We start from the raw sequence: 14040 nt of genomic DNA, 5'->3' as shown, positions 1-14040 counted from the left end.
CGGGCTCGCGGCGGCCGGGGCGCGGCCGGGCACGGCGCCCGCGAAGCCGCGGTCCGAACCGTCCGGGCCGTCCGAACCGCCTCCGCCGCCGCATCCGGTCAGTCCTGCCAGGAGCAGGGCGGCGAGCCCGGTCGTCGCGGCGGCCGTCGGGCGTGTGGTCCTCGGCATGGCATCCCCCCGGGGTGCGGGTCACGGGCAGCTCCGTACGGGGCGACCCGTCCCCCGGGCGCCTCAGACTGCAACGTACGGGCGGCGCCGATGACTCCCGGCCCGGGCGGCCCGCTCGGCCGTACCGGCTACTCCGCGTCGCGCTCGTGCTCGGCCAGGAACTGCTCGAAGCGCCGCCCCAGCTCGTCCGCCGAGGGCAGGTCGACCGGCTCGGCCAGCAGGCTCTCCCGGCCCTCGGCGCCCGCCACCGCGTCGTACTGGCCCTCCATGCCGCGGATCGCCGAGCGCAACTCGCCGTCCCCCTGGGCCAACTGCTCCTCGATGTCGGCGTACACCTCGCCCACCCGCTCGCGCAGCTTGGTGCCGGGCAGCACCAGGCCGGTGGCCGACTGCACCGCCTCCAGGATCAGCACGGCGGCCGCCGGGTAGGCCGAACGGGCCACGTAGTGCGGGACGTGCGCGGCGAAGCCCAGCACGTCGTGCCCGGACTCGGCCAGCCGGTACTCCAGCAGCGCCTGGGCGCTGCCCGGGACCTGCGCCTGCTCGAACCACTGCGGGTAGCCCGGCGCGAGGTCCAGCCGGTTGCCGTGCGGCGTCAGGCCGACCGGGCGGGTGTGCGGCACGCCCATCGGGATGCCGTGGAAGTCCAGGCTGAGCCGGACCTCGAAGCGCTCCACCAGCGCGCGGACGGCGCGCGCGAAACGCTCCCACTCCACGTCCGGCTCCGGGCCGGTGAGCAGCAGGAACGGGGCGCCGGCGGCGTCCCGGACCAGCTGCAGCAGGATCTCCGGCGGGTCGTAGGACGACCAGTGGTCGTGGTCGAAGACCATCGCGGGGCGGCGGGCCCGGTAGTCGACCAGGCGGTCGTGGTCGAAACGGGCCACCACCTGGGGCGAGCCCGTCTCCAGCAGGTGGGCCACCACCTGGCCACCGGCCTCGCCGGCGTCCATGAAGCCCTCGAAGTGCTGGAGCAGCACCAGGCCGGCGCCGGTGTCACGCAGCTCCGCGTTGGCCGCGGCCACCGCGGCCACGCCCCGCTCATCCAGCTCGTACAGCGCCTGGAAGTCTCGCACCGCGCACCCAACCCCGTTCTCTGCTCGTCCCGACCCGACCGGCCTCTCGTCCTGTCCAGCGTGCCGGGCCGCGCCGGAATTCCCGTTCCGGCCGACCACCCGGCGGAGGACCCGGCCCGCGACACGGCCGGAGGCCGTCCCGAACCGCTCCGGACCATGATCGCACCCGACCGGAAAACCCCTGGTCACGGGGGTTCAACAGCCCCGCCCGGGGCGCGCGGTGGCGGCCCGCGCCGCCATTGGCGCGCCGCGAAGTGACGCACCGCGTTCTGGCGGGTATCGTCCTCTCGCTGCCTCGCATCGTCGCGTCGTCGTCACGTCGTCCGTAACGCCGTCGACCACGACCCGGATCGCTGCTCGGGCAGACACCCACGACGCATCTTGCCTTCACCTGGCCGCCTGCTTCCCTTCGCGCACTCGTTTCCTCTTCGGCCATTTCGCGGACGCACACTGTCCCTTCGCTCTCCCCGCCGGACCGGTCCGAGGACCCGTGTCCGTTCCGGCACCCCGCGCCGCCCGTTCCGGGCCGCCGCCCCCGCCCCGCCCGACCGGAATCCTCCGGCGCGCACGGGTACCCGGAGGCGGAACCGGACCGGGGCGAACCAGTCCCCCGCAGCCCGCGCCGCACCCCGGCGCGGACTACGCCCTACGACCGATGAAGGACAGAGGGTTCCGTGCCAGCATCTGTCATCCTCACCGGCCGCACCGTGCGGCTGGAGCCCCTCGCCGCACACCATGCCGAGGCCATCGCCGCGGCCGGCGCCGAGGACCGTACGACCTACGCCTTCACCCCCGTCCCGCACGGTCTGGAAGCGGCCCGCGACTACATCGCGCGCGCCCTCGCCGACCAGGCCGCGGGCCGGTCGGTGCCGTTCGCGACGGTGAACGTCGCCGACGGCCGGGTGGTCGGCTCCACCCGGTTCCTGGAACTCGACTACTGGCAGGGCCCGCTGGTGTGGCCGCCGGTGCCCGGCGTGCCGTTCGGCGATCCGGCGACGGCCGTCCCGGACGCCGCCGAGATCGGCAACACCTGGCTCTCCCCGCGCGCCCAGGGCACCGGCATCAACACCGAGGCCAAGCTGCTGATGCTCCGGCACGCCTTCGAGATCTGGGGCGTGCAGCGGATCTCGCTGCGCGCGGACGCCCGCAACCTGCGCTCCCGGGCCGCGATCGAGCGGCTCGGCGCGACCTCCGAGGGCGTCCGCCGGGCGCACTCGCGCGGGCTGGACGGAGTGGTGCGCTCGACCGCGTTCTACTCGATCCTGGACTCCGAGTGGCCGGCCGTCCGGGACATCATCGAGCTGCGGATCGCCGCCGCCACCTCGCCGAGCGCCCCGGATCCGGCGATCAACCAGGAGTGCCTTAGACAGGGCGGCAGCGGCGCCGGGCAGCTGATGATCACCGCCTGAGGGGTCACCTCGGGCCGTAACCCCCGACGGCCACCCCGAGAACGGGCTCCAGCCACTGCGGATCGGGCCTCGGGCGCTCGCGGTGGGTCTCCGCGAGCCCGGACACCGGCCGCCAGCCGCCCCTCACCCGGGCGACCCGGATGCTCCAGACCTCGCAGCCGGTCCAGCTGCGATGCAGGTGCAGCACGCCCTCGGAGGTGTAGGACACCCACCTGTCCTCCATCTCGCGGGGGCGCAGTCCGGAGCGGATCAGCTGCCACTGCCCGTCGGTCCAGAACAGGTCCGGTACCGGGCAGGCGCGGGGCCGCAGCATCGGCTTGAGCCGGTCCGCCGCCCACTCGGGATCGGGCGGCACGCTGCCCGGCTCGGGGAACGCCCAGCCGGGCAGCGGTTCGCGGGTGGCCATCCAGGTGGCGGGGATGCCCTCGGTGCCGGTGTGCGCGGCCACCACCGCGCCGGTGATCGCGGCCACGGTGTCCATGTCGCCGCCGGCCGCGATCGCCTCCCACACGGCGGCCCGGTAGTCGGTGAGGTTCCGGGCGGCGCACCACAGGGCGTACGGGACGGTGTCGGCGGCCGAGGTCCGGCTGCCGTTGCCGAGCAGCCGGGCGACGGCCCGCGCATCCGGTTCGGCGAGCAGCCGGACGGCGTCGGCGAGGGCCTCGCGCACCACTCCGTTCGGGGTGTACTCGACCACCGCTCCCAGGAAGGCCGCCGGCGCCATCGGTTCGGTCCGGGCCCGGACCGCGTACGCGGCGGCCACCGCGACCGCGATCGCGCCGTCCACCGCCTGCGGGTGGGTGTGGGTGATCACCGCCGTGCGGGCGGCCAGCCGGACGGCCTCGTCCAGGTCCCGCGCGTACGCCGCCCCCAGCGGAGCGACCCGCATCGCGGCGCCGTTGCCGTACGAGCCCTGGCCGTCGAAGAGTTCGGCGGCCAGCGCCCTGGCGTCGCCGCCCTCGCGGACCAGTCGGAGCAGCCGGTTGGCGGCCGGGCCGTAGCCGCGGTCGAAGTCGTGCCGGAGGGCGAAGGCGTGGGTGAGGTCGAAGGTGTCGATCGTGCCGCGTTCGCGCTGGGCGGTGTACACCGAGCAGGCCATCTCGGTGTCGTCGGTCCACGGCCAGGGGCCGGACGGTTCGGTGCGGGAGGCGTGGTGGGCCCGGGCGGTTTCCGGGACGAAGAACTGGGCGCCGAGGGCGTCACCGACGGAGAGGCCGTTGAGCGCGTCGAGCGCGGGGCCGTTGGGTTCGGTCATCATGTGCCACCCAGCACACCGGCTCGGCCGCCGCTTCGTCAACACCGTTGCGCGAAAGCCCCTGACGAGGGATGTTTCGCATACCTCCGATCCGGGCGGGCAGCACCCGGGCATGACCCGCGCGCATCCGCTCGACCCCGTCACCCTGCTAGGCGCCGACCAGCAGCACATCGCCACCCGGGCGCAGCTGCGCCGGCTCGGGGTGCCCTCCGGCACGATCGCCCACCGGCTGCGGCCGGGCGGGCCCTGGCAACAGGTGCTGCCGCGGGTGATCTGCCTGCAGAGCGGACGATTGACGGTCCATCAGAGACTGCGGGCGGCGCTGGCGTACGCGAGCCCGAAGGGCCGGCAGCCACAGCCCGGGGAGGTGCTGCTGACCGGGCTCGCGGTACTGGCCGACGCCGGGCTGCCGAGCGCCGGGCACCCCGCCGACCTGGCCGGGGTCGATGTGCTGATCCCCCATCAACGCCGCATTCGGGAGCGGGAGTTCGTCCGGATCCACCGGGCTTCGGGGGAGATGCCGGGCGGTTTCGAGCGGGACGACGGCCTGTGGAGCGCCACCGTGGCGCGGGCGCTGGCGGACGTGGCGCCGAGGGAGGCCGGTCAGCGCCGGTTCCGGGCGCTGTGCGCCGAGGCCGTACAGCGGCGGCACTGCGAACTCGGCGAACTGCTCGACCAGTTGCTCGCCAGGCCGGGGGCGCTGACGCTACCGCAGGTGGCCCGGGTGGTGGAGGACCTGACCGCCGGGGTGCGGTCCGTGGTGGAGGGCGAGGCCCGCGAGGTGCTCGCACACGCGGGCCTGCCGGAGCCGCTCTGGAACCCGGTGCTGTTCCTGGGCGGCCGCTTCCTCGCGGTACCGGACGCCTACTGGCCGCACGCCTGCGTGGCCCTGGAGATCGACTCGCGCGCCTACCACCTGAGCCCGGCCGACCACGAACGCGGCCTGGCCCGCGCCAACCGGCTCACCTCCGCCGGCCTGCCGGTGGTCCGCACCACACCCGTCCAACTGCGCCGCGACCCCGCCCCCGTCCTGCACCAGCTCACCGCCCTGGTCACCACCGGCCCGCACGGCCCCCACGGCCGGATCAGCTGGCGGCGGGCGCGGTGAACCCGTCGGCGGTCAGGAGTGCCGGGCGCCGGCGGCCTCGGCGGCGGCGACCAGGCGCTGGAGTTCGGCGAGGTGGGCGGCGAGGGCGGCGCGGCCCTCGCGGGTGGCGGCGAGCCAGGTGCGCGGGCGCTTGCCGACGTAGCCCTTCGTCACCGTCAGGTAGCCGGCCTCCTCCAGGGCGGTGGCGGCCTTGCTGAGGACGGAGTCGGAGACCTCGCAGTGGTCCCGGACGGCGGCGAACTCGGCCTCGCGGCAGGCGCCGAGGAAGGCGAGCACGGTGAGCCGGGTGGCGTGCTGGAGCAGCGGATCGAGGGTGGGGGGCATCAGCCGGTCTCCTGCATGCGCCGGACCCGGTGGTTGAGTCGGCTGGTGCCCGCCCAGAAGGTCAGGCCGGCCGCGAGCCCGGCGGCCCCGCCGATCCAGCGCGGACCGCCGCCGGACTGCCAGGCGATCAGCATCCCGGCCGCCGAGGCGGCGCAGACCGCGAGGACCGCCAGCGCGACCGGGCCGCCGACACCGGCCGGCATGCCCCGGCGGACGATGCCGTCGCTGCGCATGGCGATCCGGCCGAGGACACCGGTCAGGGCGGCGAACCCGCCCGCGAGCCCGCCGATCATGGCGAACTGCCGGGCCTCGATGACCTGACCGATCCCCAGGCCGTAAGCGGCGAAGGCGAAGGCGAAGGCCGGCCCGTACCAGCCGGGCATCTCGCCCGGCCGCCGCGCGGCCGCGGCGGCCCGGCCGGCCAGGCGCAGCGCCTCGGCGGCGGACGGCGGGGTCGGAACGGAGTCGCTCATGGTTTCCCCCTCGGAAAGTGACGGTGGCTCCACTGTGCCACTGTCTTTCCATATTGGAAAGTACTTTCCGTGAGCTGGCCGCGCGATGCGCGGCTCAGCAGCGCGGGTCGATCTCCTGGAAGGTCGCGTAGTGGTCCGGGGACCAGTACTGCTCGCCGGAGCCGCCGGTGACCACCCGTCGGGTGCCGCGGTCGTTGGAGCCCGGGGTGACCACGGTGAACTCGTGGTAGTAGCCGTTGCCCTTCTTCGGCAGCCGGCTCTCGCGGTTCTCGAACACGATGCCGTCCCGGTTGTACGGGTAGGGGCCGCCCTTGTCGATCAGACCGAGGGTGTCCTGGGCCTGGCTGGGGAGCTTGGTGCGGCAGACGTCGGCCAGCGCCGGGTCGGCGGGCACCCAGCCGCCGGACGGCGGGGACGACTTGGGGGCCGAGGGCTTGGGGGCCTGGGTGCCCGCGGTGGCGGTGGCGCTCGCGGCGGCCTTGGGGTGGCTGCCGCCGCCCTTGCCGGCGAGCAGGTACCCCACTCCGGCGAGCACGGCCAGGATCAGGACGGCCACGACGACGAGCGGGCTCTTGCTTCTGGTCATGCCGTCCAGCTTGGCAGCCGGCGGCGTCCGGCTCGGCCAGTCACACACATGACGGACACCACACGCGCGTACGGCCGGGCGGGAACGGACGCCGTTGTCCGTTCCCGCCCGGCCGTGTCACGTACGCCGGTTCTCCTGCGCCGAGCTCCGGTGTACGCCCTCCCGACGGGAGGGTGAGCGGTCAGTCGTACCCGCGCGTGAGTAGGGGATGCCTACCCTCTCAGCGCGAGTCGCTGCCCGCCGTCTCGATGGCGGCGCGGCCTGCCTCCAGGCGCGCCACCGGGATCCGGAAGGGGGAGCAGGAGACGTAGTCCAGCCCCACCTCGTGGAAGAAGTGGACCGACTCCGGGTCGCCGCCGTGCTCGCCGCAGACGCCGAGCTTGAGGTCGGGGCGGGTGGCCCGGCCGGCCTCGACGGCGTGCTTGACGAGCGAGCCGACGCCGTCGCGGTCGATGGTCTCGAACGGGGAGACCCCGAAGATGCCCTTCTCCAGGTAGGCGGTGAAGAACGAGGCCTCCACGTCGTCCCGGGAGAAGCCCCAGACCGTCTGGGTCAGGTCGTTGGTGCCGAAGGAGAAGAACTCGGCGGCCTCGGCGATCTGACCGGCGGTCACGGCGGCGCGCGGCAGCTCGATCATGGTGCCGAGCTTGATGTCCAGCGTGACACCGGTGGACTGGGCGACCTCGGCGAGCACCCGCTCGCACTCGTCGCGGACCAGCTCCAGCTCCTGGACGGTACCGACCAGCGGGATCATCACCTCGGGGCGCGGGTCCCCGCCGGCCAGCCTGCGCTCGGCGGCGGCCTCGGCGATCGCCCGGACCTGCATGCCGAACAGGCCGGGGATGACCAGGCCGAGGCGTACGCCGCGCAGGCCGAGCATCGGGTTCTGCTCGTGCAGCTTGTGCACCGCCTGGAGCAGGCGCAGGTCGTTCTCGTTCGGGTCCTTGCGGGCCTCGGCGAGGGCGACGCGCACCGACAGCTCGGTGATGTCGGGCAGGAACTCGTGCAGCGGCGGGTCGAGCAGGCGGACGGTGACGGGCAGTCCGTCCATCGCCTGGAAGAGCTCCAGGAAGTCGCCCTTCTGCAGCGGCAGCAGGGTGGAGAGGGCGAGCTCGCGGTCCTTGTCGTTGTCCGCGAGGATCAGGTGCTCGACCTCCTTGCGGCGCTCCTCACCGAGGAACATGTGCTCGGTGCGGCACAGACCGATGCCCTGGGCGCCGTAGCGGCGGGCGCGCGAGCCGTCCTCGGCGTTGTCGGCGTTGGCGCGCACGGCGAGCCGGCGGCGGCCGTCGGCGTGCGACATCAGCCGGTGGACGGCCTGGACCAGCCCGCCCTGGACGTCGGCGCCGGCGTGCAGGGTGCCCTCGAAGTACTCGACCACGGGGGACGGCAGGACGGGCACCTCGCCGAGGTAGACCTTGCCGGAGGCACCGTCGATGGAGACCAGGTCGCCCTCGTGGAGCACCAGGCCGTCGGCGGTGGTGAACTTGCGGGCCTTGGTGTCGACCTCCAGCTCCTCGGCGCCGCAGACACAGGTCTTGCCCATGCCGCGGGCGACGACGGCGGCGTGCGAGGTCTTGCCGCCGCGCGAGGTGAGGATGCCCTCGGCGGCGATCATGCCGTCCAGGTCGTCCGGGTTGGTCTCGCGGCGGACCAGGATGACCTTCTCGCCGGAGCGGGACCACTTGACGGCGGTGTAGGAGTCGAAGACGACCTTGCCGATCGCGGCGCCGGGCGAGGCGGCCAGGCCCCAGGCGATCTGCTTGGACTCGGCGGTCGGGGCGAAGCGCGGGAACATCAGCTGCGCCAGCTGGCCGCCGGTGACGCGCATCAGGGCCTCGTCCAGGTCGATCAGGCCCTGGTCGACCAGCTGGACGGCGATCCGGAAGGCGGCCGCGGCGGTGCGCTTGCCGACCCGGGTCTGCAGCATCCAGAGCTTGCCGCGCTCGATGGTGAACTCGATGTCGCAGAGGTCGCGGTAGTGGTTCTCGAGCTTCTGCATGATCGCCATCAGCTCGTCGTACGACTTCTTGTCGAGCTTCTCCAGCTCGGACAGCTGCAGCGTGTTGCGGATGCCGGCGACGACGTCCTCGCCCTGGGCGTTGGACAGGTAGTCGCCGTAGACGCCCTGGGCGCCGGTGGAGGGGTCGCGGGTGAAGGCGACGCCGGTGCCGGAGTCCTCGCCGAGGTTGCCGAAGACCATGGTGCAGACGTTGACCGCGGTGCCCAGGTCGTTCGGGATGCGCTCCTGGCGGCGGTACAGCCGGGCGCGGTCGCCGTTCCAGGAGTGGAAGACGGCGTGGACGGCGAGGTCCATCTGCTCGCGCGGGTCCTGCGGGAAGGCCCGGCCGGTCTCGCGCTCGACGATGCCCTTGAACACCTCGACGAGGTCCCGGAGGTCGGAGGCGTCCAGGTCCAGGTCGTTGGCGGTGCCCTTGGCGTGCTTGGCCTCGTCCAGGGCCTCCTCGAACAGCTCGCCGTCGACGCCCAGCACGGTCTTGCCGAACATCTGGACCAGGCGGCGGTAGGAGTCCCAGGCGAAGCGCTCGTTGCCGGACTGGGCGACGAGGCCGACCACCGAGGCGTCGGAGAGGCCGATGTTCAGGACGGTGTCCATCATGCCGGGCATGGAGAACTTGGCGCCGGAACGGACGGAGACCAGGAGCGGGTTGTCGGCCTGGCCGAGCTTTTTGCCCATCTCCTGCTCGAGCGCGTCCAGGTGGGCGCTGATCTCCTCGTGCAGCGAGGAGGGCTCGCTACCGGTCTCCAGGAAGACCTTGCAGGCCTCGGTGGTGATGGTGAACCCCGGAGGGACGGGAAGGCCCAGGTTGGTCATCTCGGCCAGGTTCGCGCCCTTGCCGCCGAGAAGGTCCTTGAGGTCCTTGTTTCCTTCGGTGAAGGAGTAAACAAACTTCTGCTGGGACGGCACGGGTCGGTCTCCTCGTACGCGGTTGCCCTGACGCCGGAGAACATACCCATTTCGAAGGCACTTCTCTGCCCTGAATAGGCCACACGAGGCCGGTACCGAGGGGTAACCCGCTAGATCGAATGCGCATAAAGGCGTTCACCTCTGTTGGCGAAATCGTCCCCCTGACGCGAGCTTGCATTCAACTCTTGAACACAGCGAAACCGGAAGATCGCTCGATTCGGACGCTGGGTAGCGGCCGTGCGTCGGTCGCGTTGCCCCGGCTTGATTTCCTGCACCCGGATCGGCCGATCGGCGTCGAACCGGCTTCGGGAAGCGATCCACGGTCGACCTGTCCATTTCGTCCACTGACCGGGCGTCAGTCGCCACCGCGTGTGGCAAGCGTCACCAGCCCGTCTCGCGGCTCGAACGTAGGACGCCTGCGCCAATCGTCGCACTCCGTCCAGGAACGCGCTCGTTCCGTGATGTTCGGACGCCGAAAAGGAGCCCTCCTATCCAGAATGGACAAGAGGGCTGGGACCGGGCGGCCAGCGGGCCGGAGGGGCCGACTTCGACGGATCGGCTAGATCATCCGCCGGAGGTGTCCGATTCGGCGTCCTCGCCCGGTCGGGCGCAGTCATACGGATCGTCCAACCAGCCCTCCGGCAGGACCACCCGGCCGTTGCCGCTGGTGCGCCCGCGCGGGCCGTCCGCGCCGATCGGCCAGGTCTGGGTCTGCTCCACCTGGGCGAGGGTTTCGGCCAGCCCGGCCAGCGAGGAGGAGTTCGCGAGCCTCACCCGCAGCTCGGAGCCGACCGAGAAGCCCTTGGTGTACCAGGCGACGTGCTTGCGGAAGTCGACCACGCCGCGCGCCTCGTCCCCCAGCCACTCTCCGAGCAGCTGGGCGTGGCGCACCATCGCCCGGGCCACGTAGCCGAAGTCCGGGCGGGCGTAGTCGACCTCGCCCTCGAAGATCGAGACCAGGTCCCGGAACAGCCACGGCCGGCCCAGGCAGCCGCGGCCCACCACGACGCCGTCGCAGCCGGTCTCGCGCATCATCCGCAGCGCGTCGTCGGCCGACCAGATGTCCCCGTTGCCCAGCACCGGCACGTGCGCCGGGACGGACTCGCGCAGCCGGGCGATCGCCGACCAGTCGGCCGTCCCGCCGTAGTGCTGGGCGGCGGTTCGCCCGTGCAGGGCGATCGCGGCCACGCCCTCCTCGGCGCCGATCCGGCCGGCGTCCAGGAAGGTGAGGTGGTCGTCGTCGATGCCCTTGCGCATCTTCATGGTCACCGGCAGGTCCCCGGCGTTGGCCACGGCCTCGCGCAGGATCTCCCGCAGCAGGTTGCGCTTGTACGGCAGCGCCGAGCCGCCGCCCTTGCGGGTCACCTTGGGGACGGGGCAGCCGAAGTTGAGGTCGATGTGGTCGGCCAGGCCCTCGTCCGCGATCATCCGGGCCGCCTTGCCGACGGTCACCGGGTCCACCCCGTACAGCTGGATCGAGCGCGGCTTCTCGCTCGGGTCGAACTTGATCAGCTGCATGGTCTTGGCGTTGCGCTCGACCAGCGCCCGGGTGGTGATCATCTCCGAGACGTACAGGCCCTTGCCGCCGCTCTGCTCGCGGCACAGGGTGCGGAACGGGGCGTTGGTGATCCCGGCCATCGGCGCCAGCACGACGGGCGGCCAGACCCGGATCGGGCCGATGTCCAGCGCCGCGAACTCGGTCTCGGACGCGGTGGGTGCGGGCGTGGCTGTCATGCGCGGCTGACCTCGGATAGGGGGACGGGACTCTCCATTGTCCCCCACCCGGATCACCCGCCCGGCCTACCGCCCGTCGGAGCGGTAGCCGATGTCCAACGAACCGGAGCCGACGTCCGCTTCCAGGGTGCTGGAGCTGGCCGCGTCGCCCAGGGCCGGGTCGATGCTGCTGCTGCCCGAGCCCGTCCCCCCGTTGATCCGGTAGCGGCTCCCCTTCGGCATCGACATCGTCACCGAGCCGGACCCGGTGCTCACCCTGACGTCCTGCGGCGCCGACCGGAAGGTCAGGTCCACCGCCCCGGAGGTGCTGGCCACGTCCGCCCGGGCCGAGGAGAGGTCCGTCCCCTGCGTCATCCCGGACGTGGTGCGCGCGCGGACCGGGCCGGACAGCCGGCGCAGGGTGATCGCGCCGGAGGTGCCGTCCAGCTGGACCTCACCGCTGAGGTCCGTCACCTCGACCGAGCCCGAGGTCACCGAACCGGACACCGCGGTGCCGGGCGGCACCTCCAGCTCGATCGAGGCACCGCAGTTGTAGAAGGGCAGCGAGCGCCGGCACGCCACGCCGACGGTCATCGTGTCGCCGACCACGTCGGCGCTCACCCGCGGCTCGGAGACCGTCCAGTCGAGGCTCTTGCGCACCACGACCCGGTCCGCCACCCCCGGCTTGATGCGCACCGACGCGCTGCTCGTGGCGAGCTGCAGCCGGTGGACGGAGGCGACGTAGGTCTGCTGCTCGCTGCGCGACTGCCGGGCCGCCAGGGCCAGGGTCTGCGCCGCTCCCATGACCACCACGAACACCACGGTGAGGACCCCGGTGAGCCGCCACGCCCTGGTGGCCCGCGCACTCACGTGATCTCCAGGAAGCGCAGCACCGCCATCACCCGGCGGTGGCTGTCGTCGGCCGGCGGGAGGTCCAGCTTGGTGAAGATCGAGTTGATGTGCTTGGCCACCGCGCTGTCGCTGACCACCAGCGAGGCCGCGATCGCCGCGTTGGACCGGCCCTCCGCCATCAGCGAGAGCACGTCCCGCTCGCGCGGGGTCAGCTTCTCCAGCGGATCCCGGTGACGGCGCACCAGCAGCTGGGCCACCACCTCCGGGTCCAGCGCGGTGCCGCCCTCGGCCACCCGCTGCAGCGCGTCCACGAAGTCGTCCACATTGGCCACCCGCTGCTTCAGCAGGTAGCCGACCCCGCTGGTGTTGGTCGACAGCAGGTCCGCGGCGTAGCGCTCCTCCACGAACTGGGAGAGCAGCAGCACCGCGGTGTCCGGCCACTGCTGCCGGATCACCATCGCGGCCTTCACCCCCTCGTCGTGGAAGCCCGGGGGCATCCGGACGTCGGCGACGACCACCCCCGGGCGGTGCTCCTCGACGGCGGCCAGCAGCTCGACGGCGTCCCCGACGGCCGCCGCCACCTCGAAGCCCACCGCCTCCAGGACCTTGACCAGGCCGACCCTCAGCAGGACCGAGTCCTCGGCGATCACAGCACGCACGGCAACTCCACGGTGATGGTGGTGGGCCCCCCGAGGGGGCTGAGAACGGACAGCGTGCCGTCGACCGAGGCCGCGCGCTTGCGCAGACCGGTGAGCCCGGTGCCGCGCGAAGGGTCCGCGCCGCCCACGCCGTCGTCGCTGATGACCAGGCGCAGCAGGCCGCCGGCCGTCCGCACCGAGACGTCGACCTGCTGGGCCCGGGCGTGCTTGGCCACGTTGGTGAGCGCCTCGGAGACGGTGAAGTAGGCGACCGCCTCGACGGTCGGGGCGATCCGGTCGGACAGGTCGACGTCCAGGCGCACCGGCAGCGGGGCCCGGGCCGCGATGCCGGACAGCGCCGCGTCCAGACCGCGGTCCTCCAGGACCGCCGGATGCAGCCCGCGGACCAGGTCGCGCAGCTCGTCGATGGCCGCCTGGGCCTCCTCGTGCGCGGCGACGATCACCTGCATGGCGTCGGGCGGGCAGTCCTTGAGGGTGCGCCGGGCCAGACCCAGGTTCATCGCCAGGGAGGTGAGCCGCTGCTGGGCGCCGTCGTGCAGGTCCCGCTCGATCCGACGGCGCTCGGCGTCCACCGCGTCCACCAGGCCGGCCCGGGACTCGGCGATCTCCTCGACCCGCTGCTCCAGCTGCTCCGCCCGGTTCGGACCGAGCAGCAGCCGCGCCGCCCGCACCTCCAGCCAGGCGGTCAGCGTCGTCAGCCAGGGCGTCACCGCCAGCACCAGCACGCCGATCACCGTCAGCAGCACGTCCAGGCCGGCCAGCTCGGTGCGCAGCCCCACCTCGCGCGGCAGCAGCCAGACCCAGGCGTACAGGGTGGTCAGCACCAGGGCGACGCCCCAGAGGTAGACGGCGGCCAGCGCGCCGACCGCCAGGACCGGGCCGACCAGCAGGTGGTAGGCGATCTGACGCCAGGCCAGACCGAACCGCAGCCGGCCCAGCCGCAGGGTCGCGGACCCGCCGGGAGGCGGCACCTCCACCCCGCACAGGGCGCGCAGCCGTCCGCGCTGGACGCCGGTGAGCCAGCGCGTGCAGAGCAGCAGGACCGCGAGGACCGGGAAGAGCAGGGTGGAATCGGTCACGGCCAGCCAGACCGGCGCGGCCAGGGGAATTCCGGCGGCTATGAAGCGGGTGTCCCGCCAGGCCCCGGCCGACCACGGTGGCCGCCGGAGGCTCCTGACGAGCGCTCGGCGCAACGTGGTGGAGGACATGCCGGACAGCGTAGGGCCCGGTGATCAACGACCACCATGAAGGGGGGTGCCCACTGGGGGTGTAGCTAGATACACCCCCGATTCGGTGTGCGGCACCACCGACAACAGCCCCCGGCGACGGAAGGCTAGGGGTCATGACGAGCACCGCATCGCACTCCGCCACCCCGCCGCACGGGCGGCCCGTCCCCGGGGACCACGGGGGTGCTCCCGGGGACGCGCTCCACCCGGCGCCGGGGCCGGAGGGGACGCTGCCCGCCGGGGCCGGGCCCTGGTCGGTCCGCAG

12 protein-coding genes are annotated in these 14040 nt (G+C 73.1%); 2 read left to right on the top strand and 10 right to left on the bottom strand.

Annotated elements, in window-relative coordinates; all coding sequences use genetic code 11:
- Positions 1 to 296 precede the first annotated feature (296 nt).
- Entirely contained in the window at positions 297 to 1241 is a 945-nt protein-coding gene (locus BG452_RS17585) for a PAC2 family protein (protein ID WP_188305258.1), read from the bottom strand.
- 674 nt (positions 1242 to 1915) lie between these two features.
- On the opposite strand from BG452_RS17585, the gene BG452_RS17580 reads away from it, so the two are divergent.
- Positions 1916 to 2650 (top strand): GNAT family N-acetyltransferase, encoded by a 735-nt coding sequence (locus BG452_RS17580; RefSeq protein ID WP_188305257.1) that lies wholly within the window; start codon positions 1916 to 1918, stop codon positions 2648 to 2650.
- A 4-nt stretch (positions 2651 to 2654) separates the two neighbouring features.
- On the opposite strand, the gene BG452_RS17575 is transcribed toward BG452_RS17580, so the two are convergent.
- A complete protein-coding gene (locus BG452_RS17575; RefSeq protein WP_317621102.1) occupies positions 2655 to 3905 on the bottom strand; it encodes an ADP-ribosylglycohydrolase family protein in 1251 nt (416 codons plus the stop codon).
- Positions 3906 to 4017: 112 nt separating this feature from the next.
- On the opposite strand from BG452_RS17575, the gene BG452_RS47095 reads away from it, so the two are divergent.
- Entirely contained in the window at positions 4018 to 5013 is a 996-nt protein-coding gene (locus BG452_RS47095) for a hypothetical protein (RefSeq protein ID WP_188305255.1), read from the top strand.
- A 12-nt stretch (positions 5014 to 5025) separates the two neighbouring features.
- Here BG452_RS47095 and BG452_RS17565 read toward each other — a convergent pair whose 3' ends face one another.
- The 8 genes from BG452_RS17565 to BG452_RS17530 form a co-directional block, all read right to left on the bottom strand.
- Positions 5026 to 5337: a transcriptional regulator gene (locus BG452_RS17565; RefSeq protein WP_188305254.1), complete on the bottom strand. Its 312-nt coding sequence runs from the start codon at positions 5335 to 5337 to the stop codon at positions 5026 to 5028.
- Positions 5337 to 5810 carry a hypothetical protein gene (locus BG452_RS17560; RefSeq protein WP_188305253.1) on the bottom strand — a complete coding sequence of 158 codons (474 nt, stop codon included), beginning with the start codon at positions 5808 to 5810 and terminating at the stop codon, positions 5337 to 5339. Before BG452_RS17560 ends, BG452_RS17565 begins: the two co-directional genes overlap by 1 nt.
- Positions 5811 to 5904: 94 nt before the next feature.
- Positions 5905 to 6396: a ribonuclease gene (locus tag BG452_RS17555; RefSeq protein ID WP_188305252.1), complete on the bottom strand. Its 492-nt coding sequence runs from the start codon at positions 6394 to 6396 to the stop codon at positions 5905 to 5907.
- Positions 6397 to 6616: 220 nt separating this feature from the next.
- Positions 6617 to 9325 (bottom strand): pyruvate, phosphate dikinase, encoded by a 2709-nt coding sequence (gene ppdK, locus BG452_RS17550; RefSeq protein WP_188305251.1) that lies wholly within the window; start codon positions 9323 to 9325, stop codon positions 6617 to 6619.
- Positions 9326 to 9889: 564 nt separating this feature from the next.
- The gene (dusB, locus tag BG452_RS17545; RefSeq protein WP_188305250.1) at positions 9890 to 11059 is read right to left on the bottom strand and encodes a tRNA dihydrouridine synthase DusB; all 1170 of its coding nucleotides are present in this window, start codon (positions 11057 to 11059) and stop codon (positions 9890 to 9892) included.
- A 66-nt stretch (positions 11060 to 11125) separates the two neighbouring features.
- Complete coding sequence (locus BG452_RS47685) at positions 11126 to 11908, bottom strand: DUF4097 family beta strand repeat-containing protein (RefSeq protein WP_188305249.1); 783 nt, start codon at positions 11906 to 11908, stop codon at positions 11126 to 11128.
- Entirely contained in the window at positions 11905 to 12549 is a 645-nt protein-coding gene (locus tag BG452_RS17535) for a response regulator transcription factor (protein WP_317621101.1), read from the bottom strand. The genes BG452_RS47685 and BG452_RS17535 overlap by 4 nt, the downstream gene beginning before the upstream one ends.
- Positions 12537 to 13757 carry a sensor histidine kinase gene (locus tag BG452_RS17530; protein ID WP_188305248.1) on the bottom strand — a complete coding sequence of 407 codons (1221 nt, stop codon included), beginning with the start codon at positions 13755 to 13757 and terminating at the stop codon, positions 12537 to 12539. Before BG452_RS17530 ends, BG452_RS17535 begins: the two co-directional genes overlap by 13 nt.
- Between the last annotated feature and the right edge of the window lie 283 nt (positions 13758 to 14040).

Source organism: Streptomyces sp. CBMA123 (assembly GCF_014596465.1).
Taxonomy (GTDB): Bacteria; Actinomycetota; Actinomycetes; order Streptomycetales; family Streptomycetaceae; genus Kitasatospora.
Note: the sequence above shows the minus strand (reverse complement) of the source record. Positions and strands in the feature narration are given on the sequence as shown.

Bases quoted from the DNA above. Each gene is read 5' to 3' on its own strand.
- BG452_RS17575 (WP_317621102.1), bottom strand. From the start codon at position 3,905: ATGACCGAACCCAACGGCCCCGCGCTCGACGCGCTCAACGGCCTCTCC.
- BG452_RS47095 (WP_188305255.1), top strand. From the start codon at position 4,018: ATGACCCGCGCGCATCCGCTCGACCCCGTCACCCTGCTAGGCGCCGAC.
- BG452_RS17565 (WP_188305254.1), bottom strand. From the start codon at position 5,337: ATGCCCCCCACCCTCGATCCGCTGCTCCAGCACGCCACCCGGCTCACC.
- BG452_RS17560 (WP_188305253.1), bottom strand. From the start codon at position 5,810: ATGAGCGACTCCGTTCCGACCCCGCCGTCCGCCGCCGAGGCGCTGCGC.
- BG452_RS17555 (WP_188305252.1), bottom strand. From the start codon at position 6,396: ATGACCAGAAGCAAGAGCCCGCTCGTCGTCGTGGCCGTCCTGATCCTG.
- dusB (WP_188305250.1), bottom strand. From the start codon at position 11,059: ATGACAGCCACGCCCGCACCCACCGCGTCCGAGACCGAGTTCGCGGCG.
- BG452_RS17530 (WP_188305248.1), bottom strand. From the start codon at position 13,757: ATGTCCTCCACCACGTTGCGCCGAGCGCTCGTCAGGAGCCTCCGGCGG.